The organism is Klebsiella sp. RIT-PI-d (genome assembly GCF_001187865.1).
Taxonomy (GTDB): domain Bacteria; phylum Pseudomonadota; class Gammaproteobacteria; order Enterobacterales; family Enterobacteriaceae; genus Superficieibacter.
This window is the reverse complement of the sequence record NZ_LGIT01000001.1, coordinates 67,951-94,685: the sequence shown is the minus strand read 5'-3', so window position 1 is coordinate 94,685 and position 26,735 is coordinate 67,951. Positions and strand designations below refer to the sequence as shown.

At 53.6% G+C, this 26,735-nt stretch carries 23 protein-coding genes and 1 pseudogene; 16 read left to right on the top strand and 8 right to left on the bottom strand.

The features are described from left to right. Window positions 1-24: 24 nt before the first annotated feature. Together AC791_RS00425 and AC791_RS00420 are read left to right on the top strand one after the other, a co-directional pair. The gene (locus tag AC791_RS00425) at window positions 25-474 is read left to right on the top strand and encodes a hypothetical protein (RefSeq protein WP_049838523.1); all 450 of its coding nucleotides are present in this window, start codon (window positions 25-27) and stop codon (window positions 472-474) included. Window positions 475-630: 156 nt separating this feature from the next. Next, complete coding sequence (locus AC791_RS00420; protein ID WP_049838522.1) at window positions 631-2,262, top strand: Na/Pi cotransporter family protein; 1,632 nt, start codon at window positions 631-633, stop codon at window positions 2,260-2,262. 132 nt (window positions 2,263-2,394) lie between these two features. Here AC791_RS00420 and pepE read toward each other — a convergent pair. Next, a pseudogene (pepE, locus tag AC791_RS00415) lies at window positions 2,395-2,742 on the bottom strand (dipeptidase PepE); the annotation flags it as partial. A gap of 200 nt (window positions 2,743-2,942) precedes the next feature. On the opposite strand from pepE, the gene rluF reads away from it, so the two are divergent. Then, window positions 2,943-3,812 carry a 23S rRNA pseudouridine(2604) synthase RluF gene (gene rluF, locus AC791_RS00410; RefSeq protein WP_049838521.1) on the top strand — a complete coding sequence of 290 codons (870 nt, stop codon included), beginning with the start codon at window positions 2,943-2,945 and terminating at the stop codon, window positions 3,810-3,812. Here the strand turns inward: rluF and AC791_RS00405 are convergent. Together AC791_RS00405 and panS are read right to left on the bottom strand one after the other, a co-directional pair. Then, on the bottom strand, window positions 3,809-4,081 hold the full coding sequence (locus tag AC791_RS00405) for a DUF3811 domain-containing protein (protein WP_049838520.1): 273 nt from the start codon (window positions 4,079-4,081) through the stop codon (window positions 3,809-3,811). The two genes, rluF and AC791_RS00405, sit on opposite strands and share 4 nt — an antisense overlap. 143 nt (window positions 4,082-4,224) lie before the next feature. Then, window positions 4,225-5,151, bottom strand: a complete 927-nt coding sequence (gene panS, locus AC791_RS00400; RefSeq protein WP_049838519.1) for a ketopantoate/pantoate/pantothenate transporter PanS — start codon at window positions 5,149-5,151, stop codon at window positions 4,225-4,227. A 217-nt stretch (window positions 5,152-5,368) separates the two neighbouring features. On the opposite strand from panS, the gene AC791_RS00395 reads away from it, so the two are divergent. After that, entirely contained in the window at window positions 5,369-5,935 is a 567-nt protein-coding gene (locus tag AC791_RS00395; RefSeq protein WP_049838518.1) for a serine O-acetyltransferase, read from the top strand. A gap of 32 nt (window positions 5,936-5,967) precedes the next feature. Here the strand turns inward: AC791_RS00395 and rtcR are convergent, their stop codons facing one another. Further along, window positions 5,968-7,551 (bottom strand): RNA repair transcriptional activator RtcR, encoded by a 1,584-nt coding sequence (gene rtcR / locus AC791_RS00390; RefSeq protein ID WP_049838517.1) that lies wholly within the window; start codon window positions 7,549-7,551, stop codon window positions 5,968-5,970. 484 nt (window positions 7,552-8,035) lie between these two features. On the opposite strand from rtcR, the gene AC791_RS00380 reads away from it, so the two are divergent. Beyond that, window positions 8,036-9,172: a slipin family protein gene (locus tag AC791_RS00380; protein WP_049838515.1), complete on the top strand. Its 1,137-nt coding sequence runs from the start codon at window positions 8,036-8,038 to the stop codon at window positions 9,170-9,172. 50 nt (window positions 9,173-9,222) lie between these two features. Here AC791_RS00380 and lysC read toward each other — a convergent pair whose 3' ends face one another. Continuing rightward, entirely contained in the window at window positions 9,223-10,584 is a 1,362-nt protein-coding gene (lysC, locus tag AC791_RS00375; protein WP_049838514.1) for a lysine-sensitive aspartokinase 3, read from the bottom strand. A 305-nt stretch (window positions 10,585-10,889) separates the two neighbouring features. Here lysC and pgi point away from each other — a divergent pair, with 305 nt between their 5' ends. From pgi to psiE, 6 genes are all read left to right on the top strand, one after another. Then, window positions 10,890-12,539 (top strand): glucose-6-phosphate isomerase, encoded by a 1,650-nt coding sequence (pgi, locus tag AC791_RS00370; RefSeq protein ID WP_049838513.1) that lies wholly within the window; start codon window positions 10,890-10,892, stop codon window positions 12,537-12,539. A gap of 335 nt (window positions 12,540-12,874) precedes the next feature. After that, window positions 12,875-13,117: an exopolysaccharide production protein YjbE gene (yjbE, locus tag AC791_RS00365; RefSeq protein WP_049838512.1), complete on the top strand. Its 243-nt coding sequence runs from the start codon at window positions 12,875-12,877 to the stop codon at window positions 13,115-13,117. A gap of 65 nt (window positions 13,118-13,182) precedes the next feature. Beyond that, window positions 13,183-13,821, top strand: coding sequence for a YjbF family lipoprotein (locus AC791_RS00360; RefSeq protein WP_049838511.1), 639 nt, complete (start codon window positions 13,183-13,185; stop codon window positions 13,819-13,821). After that, entirely contained in the window at window positions 13,818-14,552 is a 735-nt protein-coding gene (locus AC791_RS00355) for a capsule biosynthesis GfcC family protein (RefSeq protein WP_148677727.1), read from the top strand. Before AC791_RS00360 ends, AC791_RS00355 begins: the two co-directional genes overlap by 4 nt. Beyond that, window positions 14,552-16,648: a YjbH domain-containing protein gene (locus AC791_RS00350; RefSeq protein WP_049838509.1), complete on the top strand. Its 2,097-nt coding sequence runs from the start codon at window positions 14,552-14,554 to the stop codon at window positions 16,646-16,648. Before AC791_RS00355 ends, AC791_RS00350 begins: the two co-directional genes overlap by 1 nt. Before the next feature lie 249 nt (window positions 16,649-16,897). Continuing rightward, the gene (psiE, locus tag AC791_RS00345) at window positions 16,898-17,308 is read left to right on the top strand and encodes a phosphate-starvation-inducible protein PsiE (protein ID WP_049838508.1); all 411 of its coding nucleotides are present in this window, start codon (window positions 16,898-16,900) and stop codon (window positions 17,306-17,308) included. An 86-nt stretch (window positions 17,309-17,394) separates the two neighbouring features. On the opposite strand, the gene malG is transcribed toward psiE, so the two are convergent. From malG to malE, 3 genes are all read right to left on the bottom strand, one after another. Then, window positions 17,395-18,285, bottom strand: a complete 891-nt coding sequence (gene malG, locus AC791_RS00340) for a maltose ABC transporter permease MalG (RefSeq protein ID WP_049838507.1) — start codon at window positions 18,283-18,285, stop codon at window positions 17,395-17,397. Between the two features lie 14 nt (window positions 18,286-18,299). Then, window positions 18,300-19,844, bottom strand: coding sequence for a maltose ABC transporter permease MalF (gene malF, locus AC791_RS00335; RefSeq protein WP_049838506.1), 1,545 nt, complete (start codon window positions 19,842-19,844; stop codon window positions 18,300-18,302). Window positions 19,845-19,972: 128 nt separating this feature from the next. Further along, the gene (gene malE, locus AC791_RS00330; protein WP_049838505.1) at window positions 19,973-21,163 is read right to left on the bottom strand and encodes a maltose/maltodextrin ABC transporter substrate-binding protein MalE; all 1,191 of its coding nucleotides are present in this window, start codon (window positions 21,161-21,163) and stop codon (window positions 19,973-19,975) included. A 367-nt stretch (window positions 21,164-21,530) separates the two neighbouring features. Between malE and malK the strand changes: the two genes are divergently transcribed. The 5 genes from malK (at window position 21,531) to ubiA (ending at window position 26,657) form a co-directional block, all read left to right on the top strand. Further along, the gene (gene malK / locus AC791_RS00325; protein WP_049838504.1) at window positions 21,531-22,640 is read left to right on the top strand and encodes a maltose/maltodextrin ABC transporter ATP-binding protein MalK; all 1,110 of its coding nucleotides are present in this window, start codon (window positions 21,531-21,533) and stop codon (window positions 22,638-22,640) included. Window positions 22,641-22,715: 75 nt separating this feature from the next. Beyond that, window positions 22,716-24,050, top strand: coding sequence for a maltoporin (locus AC791_RS00320; RefSeq protein ID WP_148677728.1), 1,335 nt, complete (start codon window positions 22,716-22,718; stop codon window positions 24,048-24,050). A 110-nt stretch (window positions 24,051-24,160) separates the two neighbouring features. Next, window positions 24,161-25,099: a maltose operon protein MalM gene (gene malM, locus AC791_RS00315; RefSeq protein ID WP_049838502.1), complete on the top strand. Its 939-nt coding sequence runs from the start codon at window positions 24,161-24,163 to the stop codon at window positions 25,097-25,099. 174 nt (window positions 25,100-25,273) lie between these two features. Continuing rightward, window positions 25,274-25,810, top strand: a complete 537-nt coding sequence (ubiC, locus tag AC791_RS00310) for a chorismate lyase (protein ID WP_049838501.1) — start codon at window positions 25,274-25,276, stop codon at window positions 25,808-25,810. Then, complete coding sequence (gene ubiA / locus AC791_RS00305) at window positions 25,785-26,657, top strand: 4-hydroxybenzoate octaprenyltransferase (protein ID WP_049838500.1); 873 nt, start codon at window positions 25,785-25,787, stop codon at window positions 26,655-26,657. Before ubiC ends, ubiA begins: the two co-directional genes overlap by 26 nt. Window positions 26,658-26,735 lie beyond the last annotated feature (78 nt).

Sequence of the window (26,735 nt, the reverse complement as noted above, 5' to 3'; positions counted from 1 at the left end):
TAACATGCGCTGAAAGGAAGCAGAATGAGATTAAAAAAAGGGATTTATCTTTTTTGGGGGATCATGGATCTGCTGGGGCTAATCAGTTATGCAGCGCTGGCGATCAATGACGGCAGGGTCCCCTTTATTACCGATATTATTCGTTTTCAGGACAGTATTACTCAGTATGGCGCGGCAGGTGGACTGGTTATCTGGATGATAATCCAGTTCATGTCCGGCGTCCTGCTACGTCTGACGCTGTTTTATTCCGCATGGTCGTTTATCTGTAAAACAGAGATCAACACGCTCTTTTTTATGTTTCAGGAGATGCTGCGGATTATCACTTTTACAGCCTCCATCCCGTTCCTTATTTTGTTGGTAACCGCTACAGGAACGGGCAGTGCTGGCATTATTTTTTTCATTTTCGCCGCCGCGGAAATCCTTAAAATTGCGTCAATTGTCTGGTGTAAAAAGTACAAAATACCCCGGGCATGAAATAGCGCCTTACAACTCCTTCTGCCTGTTTCGAGCCTGTTTTCTCTTTATTACAATTAACCTCGTATACTGTAATCAACGTCAGGCTGCCTGTGTGCGGCCCTGATGCCGTTTTATCCCAAGGAAATCTATAACAATTAAGGAGGCAACCCTTCCGTGTTAACGTTGTTACACCTGCTCTCTGCCGTCGCCCTGCTGGTCTGGGGTACCCACATCGTACGTACCGGTGTGATGCGCGTCTTTGGCGCAAGACTGCGAACCGTCCTCAGCCGCAGCGTTGAGAAAAAACCGCTCGCCTTCAGCGCCGGTATTGGCGTGACGGCACTGGTACAAAGTAGCAATGCCACCACTATGCTGGTCACCTCGTTTGTGGCACAGGACCTTGTCGCGCTGACGCCAGCGCTGGTGATTGTGCTGGGCGCTGACGTCGGCACCGCGCTGATGGCGCGTATCCTCACCTTCGATCTTTCATGGCTGTCGCCGCTGCTTATTTTTGTCGGCGTCATCTTCTTTCTTGGGCGTAAACAGACCCGCGCCGGACAACTCGGGCGCGTGGCAATTGGTCTCGGCCTGATTTTACAGGCGCTGGAGCTGATCGTGCAGGCCGTCACGCCGATTACTCAGGCCAGCGGCGTGCAGGTCATTTTTGCCTCGCTGACTGGCGATATCATGCTGGATGCGCTGATTGGCGCAGTTTTCGCCATCATCAGCTACTCCAGCCTCGCGGCCGTTCTGTTGACCGCGACCCTGACGACGGCGGGCATTATTTCGTTCCCGGTAGCGCTGTGCCTGGTCATTGGCGCGAACCTCGGTTCTGGCCTGCTGGCGATGCTGAACAACAGCGCGGCCAACGCCGCTGCCCGTCGGGTGGCGCTGGGCAGTTTGTTATTTAAGCTGGTGGGCAGTCTGATTATCCTGCCGTTTGTGCATATGCTGGCAGATGCAATGGATAACCTGCCGCTGCCGAAAGCCGAAATGGTGATCTATTTTCACGTCTTCTATAACCTGATCCGCTGTCTGGCTATGGTGCCGTTCGCCGGGGTGATGGCCCGGTTCTGCGAGCGGGTGATCCGGGATGAGCCAGAGCTGGACGCTCGTCTGAAACCAAAGCATCTGGACACCAGCGCGCTGGATACGCCGACGCTGGCGCTGGCCAACGCTGCGCGTGAAACCCTGCGTATGGGCGACGCGATGGAGCAGATGCTGGACGGGCTAAAACAGGTGATGCACGGCGAACCGCGGCAGGAGAAAGAACTGCGTAAGCTCGCTGAAGATATCAATGTGCTCTATACCGCCATCAAGCTTTATCTGGCGCGTATGCCAAAAGACGAACTGGCGGAAGAAGAATCCCGACGCTGGGCGGAGATCATTGAGATGTCGCTCAACCTTGAGCAGGCTTCCGATATTATTGAGCGCATGGGCAGCGAAATCGCCGATAAATCGCTGGCCGCCCGCCGGGCGTTTTCGCTGGAAGGCGTAAAAGAGCTGGATGCCCTGTACGATCAGCTCCTTAATAACCTGAAGCTGGCAATGACCGTCTTCTTCTCGGGTGATATGACCAGCGCCCGCCGCCTGCGTCGCAGTAAACACCGTTTCCGCATTCTTAACCGCCGCTATTCACATGCGCACGTTGACCGCCTGCACCAGCAAAATGTGCAGAGTATCGAAACCAGTTCCCTGCATCTTGGGCTGCTGGGCGATATGAAACGTCTGAACTCGCTGTTTTGTTCGGTGGCTTACAGCGTGCTGGAACAACCGGATGAAGATGACGAGCGGGATGAGTATTAACATCAGGCGATAACGTGCGTTGACCTACCTGTGCCCGGCGGCGCTTTCGCCTGCACGGGCCTATAGGCTGGCGTGTTATGTCCTGCCAGGCCGGATAAGCGAAGCCGCCATCCGGCATTCAACACATCGGGATTAAAAGCGGTGTCCCGCCTCCAGCAATACCGCCTCTTCGCCAGCCCTGAACAAATACGTTTTGTTCGGGCCGCCCAGCGTCGCCTGCCCCTGGCTCACTGTGATCCAGTTACCTTCCGGCAGACCCACCACTGTCAGCTCTGGCGCCACCACCAGTAACTCACGCAGCCGCTGTTCGCGGGTTTCGCCTTTATGGCCTTCCGGCAACGCATTGGTGAAATGGGGATTAATTTGTAGCGGAAACAGTCCCAGCGCATCAAACCCCTGCGGATCGACAATCGGCATATCGTTAGTGGTTCGAATGCTCTGGCAGGCGAGATTCGCCCCCGCACTCCAGCCGATCGGTAATCAGCGGCAAAGCGTGTTTCAGCATTTCTCCCCGTTAATCCGAAAACAATAATGCTACCACCGACGATATCCTCATCAATAGATACTGCGCCGGTATATCGCTGACAAACGTTATAAACCTCCTTAAACCACAGGAACCTGCACGAGACGGTTTTTCCTCGCCATCAGGTGCGGTATATTTCGCTTTTACAGGAGAATTTATGCTGCCCGACTCATCTATTCGATTAAACAAATACATCAGTGAAAGCGGCATTTGCTCGCGTCGCGAGGCGGATCGCTACATTGAACAGGGGAATGTCTTCCTTAACGGCAAGCGCGCCACGATTGGCGACCAGGTAAATCCTGGCGACGTGGTTAAGGTCAACGGTCAGTTGATTGAGCCGCGCGAGGCGGAAGACCTGGTGTTTATCGCGCTGAATAAGCCGGTGGGAATTGTCAGTACCACGGAAGACAGCGAGCGCGACAATATCGTTGATTTCGTGAACCACAGTAAGCGTGTGTTCCCGATTGGCCGACTGGATAAAGACTCCCAGGGGCTGATCTTTCTGACCAACCACGGCGACCTGGTCAATAAAATTCTGCGTGCCGGTAACGATCACGAAAAAGAGTATCTGGTGACGGTCGATAAGCCGGTAACAGACGACTTTATTCGCGGGATGGGGGCTGGCGTACCGATTTTGGGAACGGTAACGAAGAAGTGCAAGGTCCGAAAAGAAGCACCGTTTGTGTTTCGTATTACGCTGGTGCAGGGATTGAACCGCCAGATCCGGCGCATGTGTGAGCATTTTGGCTATGAAGTGACGAAGCTTGAACGGACCCGCATCATGAATGTAGGACTGTCTGGTCTGCCACTCGGTGAATGGCGCGACCTGACGGATGACGAGCTGATCGCCCTGTTTAAACTGATTGAAAACTCATCGTCAGAAGCAAAACCGAAAACCAAAGCGAAGCCGAAAACAGCGGGCATTAAGCGCCCGGTGATAAAGGTCGAAAAAGCGAGCGAGAAAGCTCGCACGGCATCAAACGGTAAACGTTTTACCGCGCCGGGACGCAAGAAAAAAGGGCGTTAACGTCTGCCGCGCGTTGGCGTACTCGCCGACCACGAAAATGACGCTTCGGTGTCCGGTTTATAAGCCTGCTTTTTCTTTGCCTGGCGGGCTTTTTTCGCATCGGCTTCTCGCTGCACCATCAGCTTATCAATGTACTCTTTTTTAACGCTGTTAGTTTCTGCATTCGTCAGCAGGCGGCCATGCGCAATACGGGCGCGGTCGAGTAAGGTTTTTAGCTCGCGCTGTTCGCGCTCGGTCATGTCTTTCTGGGTAATGCGCGGGAGTGCCATGGAAGTGCCCTCAGTTAGCCGGATAAAACGAGTGTACGGCAATATGGCTCAGGCGGATAGCGTTCACACAGCAAACAGTACCAATAAAAAAAGGTAAGTTATTGTTAACTAAACGGAGGGTTAAACCCTCCGTGTCGACAATATTAGCGGCGTTTCTTTTGATCAACCGGCTTACCGGACCAGTACCCTGCCAGCAGCGAACCTGAAAGGTTGTGCCATACCGAGAACAGCGCGCCGGGCAGAGCGGCCAGTGGCGAGAAGTAGATTTTACCGAGCGCGGCAGCAAGACCGGAGTTTTGCATGCCGACTTCAATCGCCAGCGTGCGGCAGGTTGACTCATCAAAACCAAACAATCTTCCGCCCCAGTAGCCTCCAAGTAGCCCGATAGTGTTATGCAGGATCACCGCGATAATCACCACCAGCCCAACCGAGGCAATATGGCTGGCGCTTCCCGCCACCACGGCGCTGATGATCGCCAGAATACACACCATTGAAAAAGCCGGCAGATACGGTTCTATCGCCCGCACCACGCGCGGGAACAGGTGGTGGACTATCAGGCCGAGGGCGATGGGGATGACCACGATTTGCAGAATGCTGAACAGCATACCCATTACATCGACCTGAATATGCGTATCCACATACAGTCGGGTCAACAAGGGTGTGGCCACCACGCCAACCAGCGTTGAAACTGAAGAGATAGTTACCGACAGCGCAACATCACCTTTGGCCAGATAAATCATGACGTTGGATGCGGTACCGCTGGCAACGCTCCCCACCAGCACCATGCCGGCAGAGAGATCCGGTGGCATCTTAAACAGCAGCGCCAGCAGCCAGGCCGCCAGCGGCATAACCAGATAGTGCAGAAAAATTCCCGCAGCTACCGGCGCAGGACGCGACAGCACGCGTTTAAAATCGGCAAAGGTCAAATGCACACCCATACCAAACATAATCAGCATCAGCAGGGTACTTACCCATGGGCCAACAGGCACAAACGTCGCAGGCGTGTAATACGCGATAACGGAGAGCAGCAGCGCCCAGAGCGGGAACAGCCGGGTCAGAATGGAGAGCATTGTGTTTTCCTTAAGGAGGTTGTGCATTGTGTTTTTTATAAAAAAAGCCGGGATCGAGCCCGGCCATAGGTAATGTTTATCGTGCGGTGAGATTTTATTCAAACAAATTATGATGAAGAGGATTCATGTCGGCGAGCCAGGCGACTTTGTTTTGCACCGGGGACGGACTTCATCCACACTGTTATCAATGATTACGCCACGGAAAAGTTAAGAAGAGATGATTCAGATTTTTTTGTTTCTGCTGTCGAAAAGAAGTGCTGACTTAAAATCGTTCTGGCGTGCAGAAATCACCGGAAAAAAAAGAATTAACCCCTTTCGTTTGTATATCGCCCATAAGAACCGGAACCGGCACTTTTTATTATGGTGGCGACTGGCCAGTCAAATGCATCGTCTGGGAAATTCGCGGCAAAAGCGGGTCGCAAAGAAAATTAACTGGTCACTGCAACGGCGTTATGCTTCCGATGTCGCATTGCGCGCCACGATTGGCTTCAACCCTAAGTTTGTACACCTGACGGGCGTCGTTATCTCGGGGAAATCGATCATTGGCAATAACGCTATTATCTATCAAAACGTGACCATTGGACTGCGAAAAGACGATGATAAAGCCGCAGCAACAATAGGCGATAATGTCAATATTGGTGCCGGCGCATGTATTTTAGGCAATATACATATTGGTCATAATGTGACTGTGGGTGCCATGTCACTGGTGTTATCTGATATTCCGGATTGCGCTACTTATATTTGCAAAATACAGCCGAAGATTATTCCCGGCGGCCTGGCGTAATAGTGCGCAGGCATCCGGGGCAAATATTCTCGTTAAGAAAGGTCTTGTATACGCTCCCAGTTTAGCCCAAAGCGTGCGAGGTACTTACGCAGGCGGTCGGCATCATTGGGGTTACTTTTTTTCTGTCGCGAGACGGCAAACAGTAGCCTTCCGGCTTCTGAAATCGACTGACACTGACGGCAGACGCGAATGACCGTTTCCAGCTGGCTCTGGTCGAAGAGGTCGATTTCTTCACTCAGGACCGGAACAATACTGGACGTGGCAGGGTGCCAGTTTTGTTTCAGCCGCTCAATCTCTTCCGCCACCAGTTCTGTGCTGATCCGTCCCTGTTCGGCAAGCGTTGCCATGCGCGCAACAGAAGAACCCAGCTCACGGAAATTACCTCGCCAGACCGCCTGAGGAGAACGCGCAAAGTTGATATAGCGGTCACGGGCCTCTTTATCAAAGCGGACGCGCGTCTGGTGGTTCGCCTCAAAACGTTGCAATTCATACTCTACGTTAGGCGCAATATCCTCCCGCCGCTCCGCCAGCCCCGGCAGGGCAAAATTCCACATATTAATACGCGAGTACAGATCTTCCCGGAAGCGGCCTTCAGCTATCCACGCTGGCATATCACGATGGGTTCCGGCAATAAGCTGAAAATCACTGCGCACCTCTTTATCCGAGCCGAACGGGAAGAAGGTTTTCTCTTCTATCGCTTTCAGCAGCATGGCCTGTTCATCCAGCCCCAGCTCTGCAATCTCATCCAGAAACAGGATCCCGCCGTCGGCCTCACGTAGTAGTCCGGCTCTCGGCTGAAGCGCGCCGGTAAAGGCACCTTTCACATGACCAAATAGTGTCGACATCGCGTTATCACCGCGCAGCGTTGCGCAGTTTACCGCCACCAGTTTTCCGGCGACCAGATGCCGCGACTGACGCAGCTGATAGATACGTTTGGCGAGGAAAGACTTGCCGGCGCCGGTAGGACCCGTCAGCAACATGGGCGCATCTGAACGTAGGGCCACGCGCTCAATCTGAGCGATCGTACGGTTAAACGCAGGATTTCGGGTATCAATCCCGCTTTTCAAAAACGAGACGGACTGCTGCTGTTCGTGCTGAAAACGGCTGGTAAGCGTGGCGTAGCGACTGAGATCGAGATCGATAACCGAATAGGTTCCGGCCGCGCTATTTTCCTCATCGCGGTTTTTTAACGGGCCGGTTTGCAGCAGGCTGGCGGGCAGGTAGCGTGCCTCGGTCAGCAAAAACCAGCAAATCTGCGCCACGTGGGTCCCGGTGGTGATATGCACCAGATACTCTTCGTTATCAGTATCAAAAGAGTAGTGGCGGGCGAAATCGAGAAATGCGGCGTACACCTCTTCAAAGTCCCACGGATCGTCAATCGCCACCGTGTGTGTCTGTACATCGGTCTGCGGAGATACGTCGCGGATATCTGCACTCAGCTGCTCCGCCATGCCGCGATCTTTGGCCTGATAAAGCAGCTCCAGACGATCAACGGGCAGGTCCGGCTGCTGGCAGAGTCCGACAGTAGGCCGCCATTTTGCCCAGCGATTAGCGCGCTTCCCGCGTTTATCCAGTACCGTTCCCACTACGCCGATGACCACCCGCCGCTTTTGCATTTCTATCCTTAAAAATAAATAACGATTTTAAAAGATAATCCCAGCATCTCCTCTTATTTTAAAGCAATAATTTAAGTCAGAATAAAATCGAATTTTATCAAGTAGTTAAAAAATAAACCTGCTGAAATTACTTTTTGGCACGCTTCTGGCAATACCATGATAGTCAGCACGCCGGGTTACGCAGGGGATATCAGCCCCGCCGGCGCTTCGGGAACGGCACAGGCCGTTATCCACGACGCGTTCCGCCAGCGGAAAGACATACGCGAAAAAATGGTTAACGCGGGTTCGATTCCCGCATTCGCCCTTCAGGTGAACACTGGTTGTTTATATCCGTAATACCCGGCGATCCGCAGTCAGGATCGCCTCAGGCCGGAGCCGGTAATGCTGCCGGGTTGTCGGCAAAATCGTCAGGCAGTGTGTGGCGATTTCCCGACGACTTCGCCGCTGCACCCGCCCCGGCATTGATAGATAAAGGAACACTAAAATGAATAAAAAAATCAAAATACGTAACGGCCAGTTAGGATTACTGGCAAAAGACGGCGACTACTATCAGATTCTGGAAACAGGCGAGCACCGTATGCCGTGGTTTACCCGCCCTGAGGTGACACTGGTTGCGCGTGATGGCAACGAAGTGCCTGACGATTTAAGCGACACGCTGCGCCGTTTCCACCCGCAGTGGGTTGAAAAATATTGCCTGGTGGCTGATACCGGCGAACATGAAGCTGCCGCGCTGTATTTGCATAACGTACTGCTGGAAATTATCCCGCCAGCCTCGCGTCGTCTGTTCTGGCAGGAGGGCGATAACCTGCGCCTGATGCGGATAGATACGCGTAATGTCCAGGTGCCAGATGATATTATGCAGGCCGTTTTGCAACCCCGAAATCGCGACAATGTTGTGAAAGGACGCGAGAATATCCTGACGGTCAATGTCCCCGCCTGGCATGCCGGGGTGGTAAAAATCGACGGTGAAACCCGCCCGTTATTATCGCCGGGTCTGTCTGCTTACTGGAAAGTGAACCATCTGGTAGAGGCAGAGATCGTCGATTTACGTTTGCAGGTGCTGGAAGTGTCAGGCCAGGAAATTCTGACCCGCGATAAAGTCAATTTACGCCTTAATCTGGCGGCAAACTGGTGCTACAGCGATGTATTGCAGGCGTTCAGCCAGTTAACCAAACCCGTCGATCACCTCTACCGTGAATTACAGTTCGCGCTGCGTGAAGCGGTGGGAACGCGAACGCTGGATGAGCTGCTGGAGGATAAGCAGGTGATTGACGAGGTGGTTAGCCAGCAGGTTACAGAGCGGATGACACCTTTTGGGATGACGGTTGCGTCGCTGGGCGTGAAAGATATCGTGCTGCCGGGCGATATGAAAACTATCCTGACTAAACTGGTGGAAGCGGAGAAATCCGCCCAGGCTAACGTTATTCGTCGACGGGAAGAGACGGCGGCGACGCGTTCGCTGTTGAATACGGCCAAAGTGATGGAGAGCAACCCGGTCGCATTGCGGCTTAAAGAGCTGGAAACGCTGGAGCGCGTAGCGGAACGGATTGATAAAATCTCAGTCTTCGGTGGTCTTGATCAGGTGCTGCACGGCCTGGTGAATATCAACGGCGCAGCCTGATAAACCGTGCCGGACATGGCGTATAGCCCTTGCTATACGCCAGCGGCAGATTAATCAAATAAGTTGTAATGCAATTTGCGGATGACCTCTTCTGCTTCGTTCCCCGGTACCAGGAAGCACAGGTTATAGCTGGATGCGCCATAGCAAATCATGCGGATATTAAACGGCTCCATCACGCCAAAGACCTCTTTGCCCACGCCGCAGGCTTTGGAGAGGTTGTTGCCAATCAGCGCGACCAGGGCCAAATCCTCCTCCACTTCTACCCGACAAAGCGACGACAGCTCAGTCAGCAATGCCTGCGTCAGCAAGGTATCGCCGGTAGAGGTCGAACCGGTGGTATCCAGTGTTAACGCGACGCTGACTTCTGAGGTGGTAATCAAATCTACCGAAATATTATGCCGCGCCAGAATGCCAAAAAGCTCGGCGAGAAAGCCGTGAGAATGCAGCATATTCAGGCTGTGCAGGGTTAACAGCGTTTGTTTGCGTCGCAGCGCCAGCGCCCGGAACAGCGGCGGATTTTGCGTTTTATTACAGACCAGTGTGCCGCCCGCTTTGGGATCTTTACTGGAGCCAACAAACACCGGGATATCGCTACGTACGGCGGGAAGCAGCGTCGCCGGATGCAGCACTTTCGCACCGAAGGTGGCCATTTCGGCCGCTTCTTCAAAGGCGATTTCATCAATACGTCTGGCGGTGGGCACGACGCGCGGGTCTGTGGTGTAGATGCCGGGGACATCCGTCCAGATATCAACGCGGGTGGCATGAAGGGCTTCGGCCAGCAGGGCTGCGGTGTAATCACTGCCGCCACGCCCGAGCGTGGTAGTGCGGCCTTTGGCTTCGCTGCCAATAAATCCCTGAGTGATGGCCAGCCCTTCTTCCAGACGAGGGGCGAGCAGTTGAGCGGTTAATTCAGCCAGTGTCGCAACGTCCGGTTCGGCGCGACCAAAACGATCGCTGGTACGCATGACTTTGCGCACATCAAACCACTGCGCCTGCACCTGACGTTCGCGCAGGATTTCTACAAACAGCAGAGTGGACATCAGTTCACCGTGGCTAACCAGTTCATCGGTTAGCGCCAAAGAGGTGGCCAGAGAAGCCGCCTCTGCCAGCGTGGTAATATTTTCCAGCAGGCGCTCGATCTCTTCGCGAATAATATTGGGACGGGTCAGGCGCTCAAGAATATCGAACTGAATTTTACGCAGGGCGTCGAGCTTCACGAAACGTTCCCCGGCTTCCAGGCCTTCAGCCAGCGCCACCAGCAAATTAGTGACGCCTGCAGAGGCGGACAGCACGACCAGGCGAACGCTGGGATCGGCAAGCACCACGTCCGCACTGTGGTTCATGGCATCAAAATTGGCCACGCTGGTGCCGCCAAATTTGGCAACAACAAACGGGGAAACAGCAGTAGTCATAACAACCTCGCGTCAGAGAGTGGGAAGGCGACCTCCGCACAAGGGCAGAACTCTCACCGGTCCATGTGCAAATACCTTATCCATAAATAAAAGGTGTGCCGAATGATGTCAACGTTGGGGTTATGCGGATTTTTCATGCAGCCCGATCGATCAGAAAAATCACTTATAAAGGCTATACTTTCTCTGTCTTTTTTAACCGTTCTTGCCCCCTGGTTAGGGCAATGGCATAAAAACCATCACAATTTTTCGTCACTGGCGCTACAATCGACCGCAGTTACAATTCTCATATCTGAAGAGTATTGCTCATGAAAAACATTAATCCGACGCAGACTTCTGCCTGGCAGGCATTACAGAAACACTACGATGAAATGAAAGATGTGACGATCGCGGAGCTATTCGCGAAAGACGCCGATCGTTTCAGTACGTTCTCCGCAACGTTCAATGATGCGATGCTGGTGGACTTCTCCAAAAACCGTATTACCGAAGAAACGCTGGCAAAACTTCAGGATCTGGCGAAAGAAACCGATCTGGCGGGTGCTATCAAGTCCATGTTCTCCGGTGAAAAAATTAACCGCACCGAAGACCGTGCCGTGCTGCACGTTGCCTTGCGTAACCGCAGTAACACGCCGATTATCGTTGACGGTAAAGATGTCATGCCGGAAGTGAACGCGGTGCTGGAGAAGATGAAAACCTTCTCGCAGGCCATTATTTCCGGTGAGTGGAAAGGCTATACCGGTAAGCCGATTACTGACGTTGTAAACATCGGTATTGGTGGCTCTGACCTTGGCCCGTTCATGGTGACGGAAGCGCTGCGCCCGTACAAAAATCATCTGAATATGCACTTTGTTTCCAACGTCGACGGCACCCACATTGCTGAAGTGCTGAAAGGCGTTAACCCGGAAAGTACGCTATTCCTGGTGGCCTCAAAAACCTTTACTACTCAGGAAACTATGACCAACGCGCACAGCGCGCGCGACTGGTTCCTGAAAACGGCGGGCGATGAAAAGCACGTTGCCAAACATTTTGCGGCGCTGTCAACCAACGGTAAAGCGGTTGGCGAGTTCGGTATTGATACCGCCAATATGTTCGAATTCTGGGACTGGGTTGGCGGTCGTTATTCCCTGTGGTCTGCGATTGGCCTGTCGATTATCCTGTCCGTAGGTTATGACAACTTTGTCGAGCTGTTGTCCGGCGCGCACGCCATGGATCAGCATTTTGCCTCCACCGCGCCTGAGCAGAACCTGCCGGTATTGCTGGCGCTGATCGGTATCTGGTACAACAATTTCTTTGGCGCTGAAACCGAAGCGATCCTGCCCTACGATCAGTATATGCACCGCTTTGCCGCCTACTTCCAGCAGGGCAATATGGAATCCAACGGTAAATACGTTGATCGTAACGGCAATGCCGTGGATTACCAGACTGGCCCAATCATCTGGGGTGAGCCGGGTACCAACGGTCAACATGCGTTCTATCAGCTGATTCATCAGGGCACCAAAATGGTTCCTTGCGATTTTATCGCCCCGGCTATTACCCATAATCCGCTTTCCGACCATCATCCAAAACTGTTGTCGAACTTCTTTGCGCAGACTGAAGCGCTGGCATTCGGTAAAGCACGTGATGTCGTTGAACAGGAATATGCCGATCAGGGTAAAGATCCGAAGACGCTGGAGCACGTGGTGCCGTTCAAAGTATTTGAAGGCAATCGCCCGACCAACTCTATCCTGCTGCGCGAAATCACGCCGTTCAGTCTGGGCGCGCTGATCGCACTGTATGAGCACAAAATCTTTACTCAGGGCGCAATCCTGAACATCTTTACCTTCGATCAGTGGGGCGTAGAGCTGGGTAAACAGCTGGCTAACCGCATCCTGCCTGAGTTGAAAGAAGACAGCGCAGTTGATAGCCACGACAGCTCCACTAACGGTTTAATTAATCGTTATAAAGCCTGGCGCGCATAATATATATCATTAGAAAATACCGGCGAGATGCCGGTATTTTTTTATCAGATGATTCTTCTTGCAGCCAATAATATGAGAATGCGGGTGCTGAGCATAATCTGAAAATAATTACTGCATCAGTAATCACATTCTTTTTTTTTAGGAATAACCGTATATTTACGTTTTTGTTATTTATTGATTAATAGAGTTATTTTAATTAATCGATGTGCTTTTCCCAAATTTAAGTTAATACCATCCGCTATTTCCTCATTATTTCCCCGCAATTCGCGTTGTGTATACTCGAACCCGCCTGGATATTTCAGGCACCTCCATTCATTCAATGAAGGGAAATTGATATGCATAAAATCCTGTATGGCATTTTTGCCATAACCGCCTGCGCGGCTACAACCGCGTATGCAGCACCGGTCCAGGTCGGTGAGGCCGCAGGTTCCGCGGCGACGTCTGTTTCAGTGGGAAGCTCCACGACAAGCAGCGTTAGCCCGGTAAGCTCGGCTGTGGGTGTCGCGCTGGCGGCAACGGGTGGCGGTGATGGTTCCAATACCGGAACCACTACCACCACGACCACAAGTACCCGCTAACGCCGGGTACATTAACCCTAACCACACTTCGGTGTGGTTATTTTGCCCCTCCGGAGAGAAGAGTCGTGAAGCGACCTGCACTCATTATGATTTGCCTGCTACTCCAGGCCTGTTCATCGACCACACAAGGGTTGGGAGACTCTTTGTGGAGCAGCCTGTTTGGTACACCTGGGGTTCATCTCACGGACGATGAAATTCAAAACATGCCTTATGCCAGTCAGTACGTTCAGCTCAACAATGGCCCACAGCTATTTGTGGTGCTCGCTTTCGCCGAAAACGGGCAGCAGAAATGGGTGACGCAGGATCAGGCTACGCTGGTCACCCGGCACGGGCGTCTGGTTAAAACTCTGCTTGGCGGGGATAACCTGCTGGAGGTCAATAATCTCGCAGCCGATCCGCTGGCCAGGCCGAATCAAATTACCGACGGTACGCGCTGGACCCGCACTATGGGCTGGACAGAGTATAACCAGGTGCGTTACGCCACGGCGCGCTCGGCCTTCAACTGGCAGGGCACTGACAATGTCATTGTAGGCGGCGAAAGTACGCGGGTCCGCGTACTGGATGAAGAGGTCGAAACCGACCAGTCTCGCTGGACTAACCGCTACTGGATTGATAGCGAAGGGCAAATTCGCCAGTCGGTACAGTTTTTGGGCGCAGATTTCTTCCCGATTAAAACCACGTTAATCAAGGCGGCGAAATCATGAGAACACGTTTCGTTGCGCCGCTAATCGCCACGCTTCTCTCCACCTGCGCGGCTGCCGGCACGGTACAGATCTACTCTGCGCCGAATCAACCGGCAAAAACACTGACCGGTGCAGAGCATCTTATCGACGTGGTCACCCAGCCGCAGCTGGCGAATAGCTGGTGGCCGGGTGCGGCGATCGGCGAGCGGCAGGCCACAGCCGTTGCTCGTCAGCAACAGCAGGCGTTATTAGCGCATCTGACCGCGGTCGCCGGTGAAGAAAGCGGTAACGATCGGCGTGCTATTGAGGCATTACGCGAACAGATGAAAGCGATAACGGTCACCGGGCGACAATTGATTAACCTCGACCCGGATACCGTACGGGTAAGTCACAGCGGCAATCCGCGCCTGCAGGGTGAATACAGCTTGTGGGCCGGACCGCGCCCGGACTCGATCACGGTTTTTGGTCTGGTAAGCCAGCCGGGGAAAATGCCGTTTACGCCCGGTCGCGATGTTGCCCGCTATCTCGATGCTAATACGCTACTGAGCGGTGCCGATCGCAGTTACGCGTGGGTAATTTATCCCGATGGCAGAACGCAAAAAGTCCCGGTGGCGTACTGGAATCATCGTCATGTCGAGCCGATGCCCGGCAGCACTATTTATGTCGGTTTTGCCGACGCGTTATGGAGCCAGACGCCGGATAAGCTCAATGCCGACATTGTTCGCGCCCTGACGCAGCGAGTACCTGAATAATGAAAAAAACCTGTCTTTACAGCCTGCTGGCATTAAGTGTGAGCGCAGCCTGCCACGCAGAAACGTATCCCGCTCCGGTCGGCCCCTCGCAGTCTGATTTTGGCGGCGTGGGGTTACTACAAACCCCTACCGCACGTATGGCGCGAGAAGGGGAGTTAAGTCTCAATTATCGTGATAACGATCAGTACCGGTATTATTCGGCGTCAGTCCAGCTTTTCCCGTGGCTGGAAACCACGCTGCGTTATACCGATGTGCGGACAAAACTCTACAGCTCTGTGGAGGCGTTCTCCGGCGATCAGACCTATAAAGATAAAGCTTTCGACGTCAAACTGCGGCTGTGGGAAGAGAGCTACTGGCTACCGCAGGTATCAGCAGGCGCGCGGGATATTGGCGGTACCGGGCTTTTTGACGCGGAGTATCTGGTCGCCAATAAAGCCTGGGGACCCTTCGATTTCTCACTGGGTCTTGGCTGGGGCTATCTTGGCACCAGCGGCAACGTCAGCAATCCGCTGTGTTCGGTGAGCGATAAATACTGCCAGCGCGATAACAGCTATAAGCAGGCCGGATCGGTCGATACCGGTGAGATGTTTCGCGGCCCGGCATCCCTGTTTGGCGGCGTAGAATATCAGACGCCGTGGCAGCCGCTGCGTCTGAAGCTGGAATATGAAGGCAATAATTATCAGCAGGACTTTGCCGGTCGGCTGGATCAAAAAAGTAAATTTAACGTGGGAGCGATTTATCGCGCGACCGACTGGGCCGACGTGAATGTCAGCTATGAGCGCGGTAATACGCTAATGTTTGGCGTGACATTACGCACCAACTTTAACGACTTGCGCCCACACTACAACGATAATGCCCGGCCGCAGTATCATCCCGAACCGCAGGATGCCATTCTTCAGCACTCCGTGGTCTCGAATCAGCTTACCCTGTTGAAATATAACGCGGGCCTGACCGATCCAAAAATTCAGGTCAAGGGAGATACGTTGTACGTTACCGGCGAGCAGGTGAAATATCGCGATTCGCGCGAAGGTATCGAACGCGCTAACCGCATCATCATGAACGATCTGCCGGACGGCATTCGCACTATCCGGGTGACTGAAAATCGTCTGAATATGCCGCAGGTCACGACCCAGACCGACGTCGCCAGTCTGAAGCGTCATCTGGAAGGGGAGCCGCTGGGCCAGCAAACGCCGCTGGTTCAGCAGCGCATCACGCCGATTGTGCCTGAGAGTACCGAGCAGGGCTGGTATTTTGATAAGTCACGCTTCGACTTCCATCTCGATCCGGTGCTTAATCAGTCCTTCGGCGGACCGGAAAGCTTCTACATGTATCAGCTTGGCGCGATGGCGACGGCCGATTTGTGGTTAACCGATCATCTGCTCACCACCGGTAGCCTGTTTGCCAATGTGGCGAATAACTACGACAAGTTTAACTACACCAATCCACCGAGTGACTCAACATTACCGCGTGTGCGTACTCGCGTGCGTGAATACGTTGCGAATGACGTTTACGTGAATAACCTGCAGGCCAACTATTTCCAGTACCTGGGCAATAATGTCTATGGGCAGGTTTATGGCGGCTATCTTGAGACGATGTTTGGTGGCGCAGGGGGAGAGGTGCTGTATCGTCCGGTAGACAGTAACTGGGCCGTGGGACTGGATGCTAACTACGTTAAACAGCGCGACTGGCGCAGTGCGCAGGACATGATGAAATTCACCGATTACAGCGTGAAAACCGGCCATCTCACCGCCTACTGGACGCCACCTTTCGCTCAGGATGTGCTGGTGAAGGCGAGCGTCGGGCAATATCTTGCCGGGGATAAAGGCGGCACGCTGGATATTGCCAAACGCTTCGACAGCGGCGTCGTCGTGGGCGGGTATGCGACCATTACGAATGTGTCAGCTGATGAGTATGGGGAAGGGGACTTCACCAAAGGGGTGTACGTTTCTGTGCCTCTGGATCTCTTCACATCCGGCCCGACCCGCAGCCGCGCCGCGGTTGGCTGGACGCCGCTGACCCGCGACGGGGGACAAATGCTGGGCAGGAAGTTTGATCTGTACGGCATGACCAGCGATAAGAGCGTCAATTTCCGCTGAGTTCTGACCACCCTCACCCCCGCCCTCTCCCTGAGGGAGAGGGGGTGCTCCGGCGAACGGATAAGCCTTCCGATAATCCCAGGCCCGGTAAGCGCAGCGCCACCGGGCAGAGTCGCTCCGGGGTAAAAATTATCAGGCCAGCCTGACTGGCCTTTACGTTGGCTGACTAAAATCTGCGTAAAAAATGTAGATCTGGATCACACTTTCGCGCTATATCTGTGCCTGTTATTTTTAGCAAAAGGTGCTGCAATGTCATCTCTACCCCGTCCGGCGGTTGAGTTTATCTCCACAATTCTTCAGACCGCCCTCAATCTGGGCCTGCTTAGTCTTGGCCTGATCCTGCTGGTTTTCCTCGGCAAGGAGACCGTACATCTGGCGGAGGTGCTCTTTGCGCCGGAGCAAACCAGCAAATATGAGCTGGTGGAAGGGCTGGTGGTTTACTTTCTCTACTTCGAATTTATTGCGCTGATTGTGAAATACTTTCAGTCCGGTTTTCACTTCCCGCTGCGCTATTTCGTCTATATCGGGATCACGGCGATTGTCCGGCTGATCATTGTCGATCACACCTCGCCGGTTGATGTGCTGATTTACTCGGGTGCGATTTTGCTACTGGTCATTACGCTTTGGCTGTGCAATACCAAACGGCTGAAACGCGAATAAAAAAAGGCGCTCCGGGGAGCGCCAAATAACAGTCACAAGTCATGCATTGAAAAGTTGAGGGTTGCAGTGGTTTCGAACGATAAAACTTAACCTTTTACGCCGCCCGCGGTCAGGCCATTAACCAGCCAGCGCTGGGCCAGCAGGAATACGGCGGTAATAGGGATAGCGGACAGCACGGCGGCGGCAGCGAAGTCGCCCCATAAATAGTTTTGTGGGTTGAGATATTGCTGCATCCCCACGGCCAGCGTATAGCTGTCTACATCTCGCAACAGCAGCGAGGCAACAGGGACTTCGGTGATGGCGGCAATAAACGACAGTATAAATACCACCGCCAGGATCGGCACCGACAGCGGAAGCAGAACCAGGCGAAACGCCTGCCACGGCGTGGCGCCATCCAGCGACGCCGCTTCTTCCAGCGAGCTGTCAATCGTTTCGAAATAGCCTTTAATGGTCCACACATGCAGTGCAATGCCGCCAAGATAGGCGAAGATCACCCCACCGTGTGTGTTCAGGCCGATAAACGGAATGTATTGTCCGAGACGGTCAAACAGGGCGTATAGCGCCACCAGCGACAGTACTGCCGGGAACATCTGGAAAATCAGCATACTTTTCAGCAATGTGGCTTTACCAGGAAAACGCATCCGGGCAAAAGCATAGGCGCAGGTTGTGGATAGCGCCACAATGCCCAGCGCGGTAATACTGGCAATTTTTATTGAGTTCCACAGCCACAGTAATACCGGGAACGGCGGCGGCGTAACGCGTCCGTCGGCATGTTCGACGCTAAAGCCCAGCGCCAGCCGCCAGTGCTCCCACGAAATACGTTCCGGGATCAGGCTGCCGGTCGCAAAGTTGCCTTCACGCAGTGAAATCGCGATGACCATCAGCAGCGGAAACATAATGGCGGCGATAAATATCAACAACAGCAGGTGCGTCGTCAACAAACGTAATTTCTGCGATTTGGGTTGGACCATGGCCATTATCGATATCTCCCTTAATCAAACTTCATACGCGTGGCTTTCAGATTCACAATCGCCAGCATTCCCACCAACAGGAAGATCAGCGTGGCAATGGCTGCCGCCAGACCAAAGTCCTGACCGCCGCCGCCTTCAAAGGCAATACGGTAGGTGTAGCTGACCAGTAAATCCGTATAGCCCGCAGGCGTCGTGGTGCCGAGACGATCCGGCCCGCCGTTGGTCAACAATTGGATCAGTACGAAGTTATTAAAGTTAAACGCAAAGCTTGCGATCATCAGCGGCGTTAGCGGCTTGATCAGCAGCGGCAGGGTGATTTTAAAGAAGTTCTGGAACGGCCCCGCGCCGTCCATCGCCGATGCTTCGTACAGGTCGTCCGGAATCGCTTTCAGCAGGCCCATACACAGGATCATCATGTACGGATAACCCAGCCAGGTATTGACGATCACAATCATCGCGCGGGCGGTAGTTGGGTCGCTAAACCAGGCCGGTTTAATACCGAACAGCGCGCTGAGCATCATGTTGATTTCGCCAAAGCTCTGGTTAAACAGCCCTTTGAAAATCAGAATCGAGATAAAAGAGGGGACGGCGTAAGGCAGGATCAGCAGAAGGCGATAAACCGCTTTGCCTTTCAGGGATTCCCACTGTACGAGGCAGGCGAGGATCATGCCGACGGCCACCGTGAGGATAACGGTCAGGACGGAGAAAACGACCGTCCAGACAAAAATCGCCAGGAAGGGCTTTTGAATGCCGTCGTCGATAAAGACGCGCATAAAGTTATCCCAGCCGATAGTCACGGTATAACCGGGGCTGAGTTTTTCATCGGCCCATTTACCCTCTGCGTTTAGCGCCTGGTAATAGCCAATATCGTTATTGGGACGATATTTCACGCCGCTCTGATTGTTGGTTAATGTCCCGTCGCTGGCTTCGGTATACAGCGGGCGGGTGCCGGAGAACTGGCGCAGTGAACTCATGATGACGTTGCTTTCATCAGGAAGTACCGCAGTAAGCTGGGTCAGCGCCTGACGATTCTGGGTGATCGCGCGCAAATTAGCGCGTTTGCTCGTCGGCAGGGCGTTGACTTCCTTCAACGCTATTTTCTGCTCGCCGCCAAACGTGAAGGCGTCGGAGAGATAATTTTTTCCACTTTCGCCGTCGGTCAGCGCGAGTTGCCATTTATCCTCCGCCGGATAAAGTGCGAAATTATAGGTTTTACCCGCCTGGTACGAACGGTCCATCAGCACCTGCTGCGCACGCTCCTGGGTCAGCTGGTTAGTGCTGCTGTAGTTGGTAAATGCGATGGCAATAGTGCAGACCAGAGGAAACAACACAAACAGGCCCATCCCGGCCATACCCGGATAGACATAGCGCCACGCGTAGGTTTTACGGTTAGCGAAAATATACAGGCCAGCACCGCTTAAAATCAGCGTCATGATGGCGAACAGGTACTCCCCCTGGGCGTACATTAAAACAACAAGGTAACCCACCAGCAGCGCCAGCAATCCAGTCACTGACCATTTCAGTGTGTCGCTTTGCCACCAGTGTCTCTTTTTAACGGCATCCATGGGGATCTTCCTCTACAACATTGGAAACCTGCAGGTCAAAATACCCGATGGCGCTGCGCTTATCGGGCCTGCGCAAAGCCCGGCCCGATAAGACATCTATGCCGCCATCCGGCATCTGCGCTACAGCATTACTTGGTAATACGGCCCTGCGCATCTTTCAGTGCGGCATCGACGGTCTGACGACCGCTGGCCGCGTTGATCACTGCGGTACGAACGGCATACCAGAACGCTGCCATTTGCGGCACGTTTGGCATAATTTCGCCTTTCTGGGCGTTATCCATGGTGGCGGCAATGCGCGGATCTTTCGCCAGCTTATCCTGGAAGGATTTCAGGGCGACGGCGCCCAGCGGTTTATCCTTGTTCACGTCATCCAGACCCTGATCGGTCAGCAGGTAGTTTTCGAGGAACTCTTTCGCCAGTTCTTTATTCGGGCTGGCGGCGTTAATACCGGCACTCAGTACGCCGACGAACGGCTTAGACGGCTTGCCCTTGAAGGTTGGCAGCAGCGCAACGCCGTAGTTAACCTTGCTCTTCTCAATGTTGGCCCACGCCCACGGACCGTTAATGGTCATTGCCGTTTCGCCTTTGTTAAATGCGGCTTCAGCGATGGAATAGTCGGTATCGGCGTTCATCTGTTTGTTTTTAATCAGATCGACCAGGAAAGTCAGGCCCGCTTTCGCGCCCGCATTGTCGACGCCCACATCTTTCACATTGTATTTGCCGTCAGCAAATTTGAACGCATACCCGCCGTCAGCAGCGATAAGCGGCCAGGTGAAATACGGCTCTTGCAGGTTAAACATCAGCGCGCTCTTACCTTTCGCTTTCAGCGTTTTATCCAGCGCCGGGATCTCTTCCCAGGTTTTCGGCGGAGTAGGTACGAGGTCTTTGTTGTAGATAAGCGACAGAGCTTCTACGGCAATCGGATAGGCGATAAGCTTGCCGTTATAGCGTACGGCATCCCAGGTGAAGGGATAGAGTTTGTCCTGGAAGGCTTTATCCGGCGAGATTTCAGCCAGCAGGCCGGATTGCGCGTAGCCGCCAAAACGGTCGTGCGCCCAGAAGATGATATCCGGGCCGTCGCCAGTGGCCGCCACCTGCGGGAATTTTTCTTCCAGTTTATCAGGATGCTCAATGGTCACTTTAATGCCGGTATCTTTCTCGAATTTTTTACCCACTTCAGCGAGGCCGTTATAGCCTTTGTCGCCGTTAATCCAGATAACCAGCTTACCTTCTTCAATCTTGGCGAGAGCCGAGGCGGAAAACATCATCGTCGTCAATGCGGACAGTGCGAAGATGCGTGCGCCAGTTTTGATATTCATATATCCCGTCCTTATGGTTATTACTCGTGGATACGCTCAGGTGGCTTGACGATGCTTAGTCTCCTGGTTTGACAAGCCCTTTCCATCCTCCCCGGCTCTACGCCCCACCGCCTCGTTCTGTGATCTTCGTTACATAAATTTGAGTTATGAGTTACCGCGCACATAAAAGCGCGCCAATTTTTGTCGGTGGCATCACGAAAATAGCCGCCGCGCCCCGCGCCGCCTCGCAGAAGCCCGCTTCTCATCCTCCCGACTCCTCCCCCATAGAAAAGCGCGGGGGTGGAGGATTTGTTACGTGATTGTTTAGCTCATAGTCAGCGCATCTGAATGTTTCTGTTGATGACAGGTTGTAACGAAGGGAGAGGGCATGGCGAGCGTACAGCTACGGAATGTAACGAAAGCCTGGGGCGACGTGGTGGTATCAAAAAATATCAACCTCGACATCCATGAAGGTGAATTCGTGGTCTTTGTCGGACCGTCAGGCTGTGGGAAATCGACCCTGCTGCGCATGATCGCTGGACTGGAAACCATCACCAGCGGCGATTTATTTATTGGTGAAACACGGATGAATGATATCCCGCCCGCTGAACGCGGCGTGGGCATGGTGTTTCAGTCCTATGCGCTTTATCCCCATCTCTCCGTTGCCGAAAACATGTCGTTCGGTCTCAAGCTGGCAGGGGCCAAAAAAGAGGTTATGAAACAGAGCGTGAATCAGGTTGCGGAAGTGCTTCAGCTCGCGCACCTGTTAGATCGTAAGCCGAAAGCGCTGTCCGGCGGCCAGCGTCAGCGCGTGGCAATCGGCCGTACGCTGGTGGCGGAACCGCGCGTATTCCTGCTTGATGAACCGCTCTCCAACCTTGATGCAGCGCTGCGCGTGCAAATGCGTATTGAGATTTCCCGTCTGCACAAGCGTCTGGGCCGCACGATGATTTACGTTACCCACGATCAGGTCGAAGCGATGACGCTGGCTGACAAAATCGTGGTGCTGGATGCCGGTCGCGTAGCGCAGGTCGGTAAGCCGCTGGAACTGTATCACTATCCGGCTGACCGTTTTGTCGCGGGCTTTATCGGCTCGCCGAAAATGAATTTCTTACCGGTGAAGGTGACGGCTACCGCTATCGATCAGGTTCAGGTTGAACTGCCGAACCGTCAGCACGTCTGGCTGCCGGTGGACAGCGCCAGTGTTCAGGTGGGCGCCAATATGTCACTCGGTATTCGTCCTGAACATCTGCTGCCAAGCGATATCGCCGACGTCACGCTGGAAGGCGTGGTTCAGGTTGTCGAGCAGCTGGGACACGAAACACAAATTCATATCCAAATCCCCGCCATCCGTCAGAACCTGGTGTACCGCCAGAATGACGTGGTGTTGGTAGAAGAGGGTGCCACATTCGCCATCGGCCTGCCGCCGGAGCGTTGCCATCTGTTTCGCGAAGATGGCACTGCATGTCGACGGTTGCATAAAGAGCCAGGCGTTTAAGCATTCCCATTAAATGCGCAAAGGCTGAGAAGACCGATGCGTAATAAAAGAAAAGCAATGATCTCAGGAGATAGAATAATGACTACTCTGCGCAAACTTCCACTGGCGATCGCCATTACCGCGGGCATTCTCTCTGCCCACGCAGGCGCCGTCGATTTTCATGGCTACGCGCGTTCCGGCATTGGCTGGACCGGCAGCGGCGGCGAACAACAATGTTTCCAGGCAACGGGCGCACAAAGTAAATACCGTCTGGGTAACGAGTGTGAAACCTACGCTGAAATCAAACTCGGTCAGGAAGTGTGGAAAGAGGGCGATAAGAGCTTCTACTTCGACACTAACGTCGCCTACTCCGTCGCGCAGCAGAATGACTGGGAAGCCACCGATCCGGCTTTCCGCGAAGCCAACGTGCAGGGTAAAAACCTGATTGATGCGCTACCAGGCTCTACTATCTGGGCCGGTAAGCGTTTCTATCAGCGTCATGACGTTCACATGATCGACTTCTACTACTGGGATATTTCCGGTCCGGGCGCGGGTATCGAAAACATCGACCTCGGCTTTGGTAAGCTCTCTCTGGCCGCTACCCGTTCTCAGGAAGCGGGCGGTTCGACCTCCTTTAGCAGCAACCACATTTATGACGCCACGAAAGACACCGCCAACGACGTATATGACGTGCGTTTAGCCGGTCTGGAAACTAACCCGGACGGGATGCTGGAATTAGGTGTGGACTATGGCCGTGCCAACACCACTGATGATTACCGCCTGTCTAACGACGCATCAAAAGACGGCTGGTTGTTCACCGCAGAACATACCCAGAGCATGCTGAAAGGCTTTAACAAATTCGTGGTTCAGTACGGTACTGATGCGATGACCGCGCAGGGTAAAGGCATTCCGCAAGGCTCCTGGACTGATAACGATATCGCCGTTGACCGTAACGTCAACAACGATGGTTCGCTGCTGCGTTTACTCGATCACGGTGCAATCACGCTCGCCGAAAAATGGGACCTGATGTACGTGGGTATGTACCAGAAGTTGGATCGCGATGACGACCGTGGTACTGACTGGTACACCGTCGGCGTACGTCCAATGTACAAATGGACGCCGATCATGAGCACCCTGCTGGAAGTTGGCTACGACAACGTGAAATCGCAGCAAACCGGCGATCGTAACAGCCAGTACAAAATCACCCTTGCGCAACAATGGCAGGCAGGCGACAGCATCTGGTCCCGTCCGGCGCTGCGCGTCTTCGCAACCTATGCGAAATGGGATGAAAAATGGGGTTACGTGAAAAGCAACACCGGCGCAATTGGCCGCTCTGCCATCAGCGACTCTACCGGTAACGGTCAGTTCTCCAATAGCCGCGGCGACAGCGATGAATTCAGCTTCGGCGCACAGATGGAAATCTGGTGGTAATAGCCGTATTGATGTTGTGAACGAAAGAGAGGCGCAAGCCTCTCTGTTTCTAAGGGGTGACGCGCTATTGCCTGGCCACCGTCACACCTGAGTACTTTGAGGTGATAACAATGAAAATGAATAAAAGTCTCGTTGCGCTCTGCCTGACGGCAGGATTACTGGCTGCGGCGCCGGCAGTCAGCCTGGCCGAGGTCAATTATGTCCCACAAAATACCGCCGCTGCCCCGGCGATCCCGGCTGCAGCTCTGCAGCAACTCACCTGGACGCCGGTTGATCCGTCGAAACAGCAAACCTCTTCCACTGCGTCCGTTGGACAACGCCTTGAGGTTCCGGGTATTACCGGCCCGGTCATCGCTTACAGCGTGCCCGCCAATATTGGCGAGCTGACCCTGACGCTGACCAGCGAAGTGAATAAACAAACCAGCGTTTACGCGCCAAATGTGCTGATCCTCGATCAGAACCTGACGCCGTCTGCCTTTTTCCCCAGCAGCTATTTTACCTATCAGGAACCGGGTGTGATGAGCGCCGACCGTCTTGAAGGTGTGATGCGCCTGACACCTGCCCTGGGGCAGCAGAAAATCTACGTGCTGGTCTTTACCACCGAGAAAGATCTTCAGCAAACGACCACGCTGCTGGACCCGGCGAAAGCCTATGCCAAAGGCATTGGTAATGCGATACCAAATATTCCCGATCCTGTTGCCCGCCATACCACTGAGGGTGTGGTGAAACTGAAAGTCAAAACTAACAGCAGCTCAAGCGTCCTGGTAGGGCCGTTGTTTGGTTCATCCGATCAGGCGTCGGTCACTGTCGGCAATACCGCCGCGCCTGCATATAGCGCACCTGCCGCCGCACCGGTTACCGCCCCGGCACCTGCTGCAAAACGTGAGCCGGTTCTTAATGACACCGAAGCTTACTTTAATCAGGCTATTAAACAGGCTGTAGATAAAGGCGATGTCGATAAGGCATTGAAATTACTTAACGAAGCAGAGCGTCTGGGGTCAACTTCAGCGCGTTCCACCTTTATCAGCAGTGTAAAAGGCAAGGGATGAGTGTTATCCCGCAATGCTGATGTTTAGGCTTAGCCTTTCGGTGCGTCCTTCGGGGCGCACTTTTTTTATCACTCTGCGCTGTGTTACGTATCTGTTGCGCTTTTGCATCTAACCCGCTCCTCATCACACTTTTCTGCGTTACAATGCTGTCAGACTTTGTACCGGAGAAACAGCATGTCACATCCTGCGCTAACGCAACTGCGTGCGCTGCGCTATCTTGATCCTGTCCCCGCACTCAATCCCGCGCTGCGTGAGTGGTTATTGCTGGAGGATTCAATGACCAAACGATTTGAGCAGCAGGGAAAAAAGATCAGCATTATGCTGATGCGTGAGGCGTTTGTGGATCGGCACGAGATCGGCGAAGAACGTGCATTTTTACCAGATGAATCGCGCTACTGGCTGCGGGAGATTATTCTCTGTGCCGATGATGAGCCGTGGCTGGCGGGCCGTACTGTTGTGCCGGAATCGACACTAAACGGTCCTGAGCTGGCATTACAAACGCTGGGCAAAACGCCGCTGGGGCGCTATCTATTTACCTCATCAACGTTAACCCGGGATTTTATTGAACCAGGCACTATTGACGATTTGTGGGGGCGGCGTTCGCGGCTGCGCCTTAATGGAAAACCGTTGCTACTGACCGAACTTTTTTTACCGGCATCACCGATTTATCAGAAGGAAGAGAAAAATGGAGTGGAGTCTGACGCAGAATAAGCTGTTGGCGTATCACCGCCTGATGCGTACCGACAAACCTATCGGCGCGCTGCTGCTGCTGTGGCCAACGCTATGGGCGCTGTGGGTGGCGACGCCGGGCCTGCCGCCGCTGTGGATCCTCGCCGTATTTGTCGCGGGCGTCTGGCTAATGCGCGCGGCAGGGTGTGTGATTAATGATTATGCCGATCGTAAAATAGACGGCCATGTAAAGCGGACCGCCAATCGACCTTTGCCCAGCGGGGCGGTGAGCGGCAAAGAAGCGCGTACGCTGTTTGCGATCCTCGTGTTGTGCTCCTTTTTGCTGGTACTCACGCTAAACCGGATGACGATCCTGCTTTCTGTCGCTGCGCTGCTGCTGGCGTGGATCTATCCTTTTATGAAGCGCTACACCCACTTGCCTCAGGTGGTGCTGGGTGCCGCGTTTGGCTGGTCGATCCCGATGGCGTTTGCTGCCGTAAGCGAAACGCTCCCGCTCAGCTGCTGGCTACTGTTTTTCTGCAACATTTTATGGGCCGTAGCGTATGACACACAATATGCGATGGTCGATCGTGATGACGACCTGAAGATCGGCGTGAAGTCGACGGCGATCCTTTTCGGGCAATACGATCGTGTGATTATCGGTATTTTGCAGGTGGCGGTGCTGGGATTAATGGCCGCTATCGGCTGGCTGAACGGGCTGGGCAGCGCATTTTATGCGGCTGTGGCGGTAGTGGGGATACTGTTTATCTATCAGCAGACGCTAATTTTCCATCGTCAGCGCGACGCCTGTTTTAAAGCGTTTATGAACAATAATTATGTCGGACTGGCGCTGTTTGTCGGACTGGCGATAAGTTACTGGCCATTCTGATAGTGCTTACTCTGTTCGCCTGACCCGGGGATAATTCACAGGCTGTGCAAGCGTAGCGCTGCCGGGCATAACGATGAT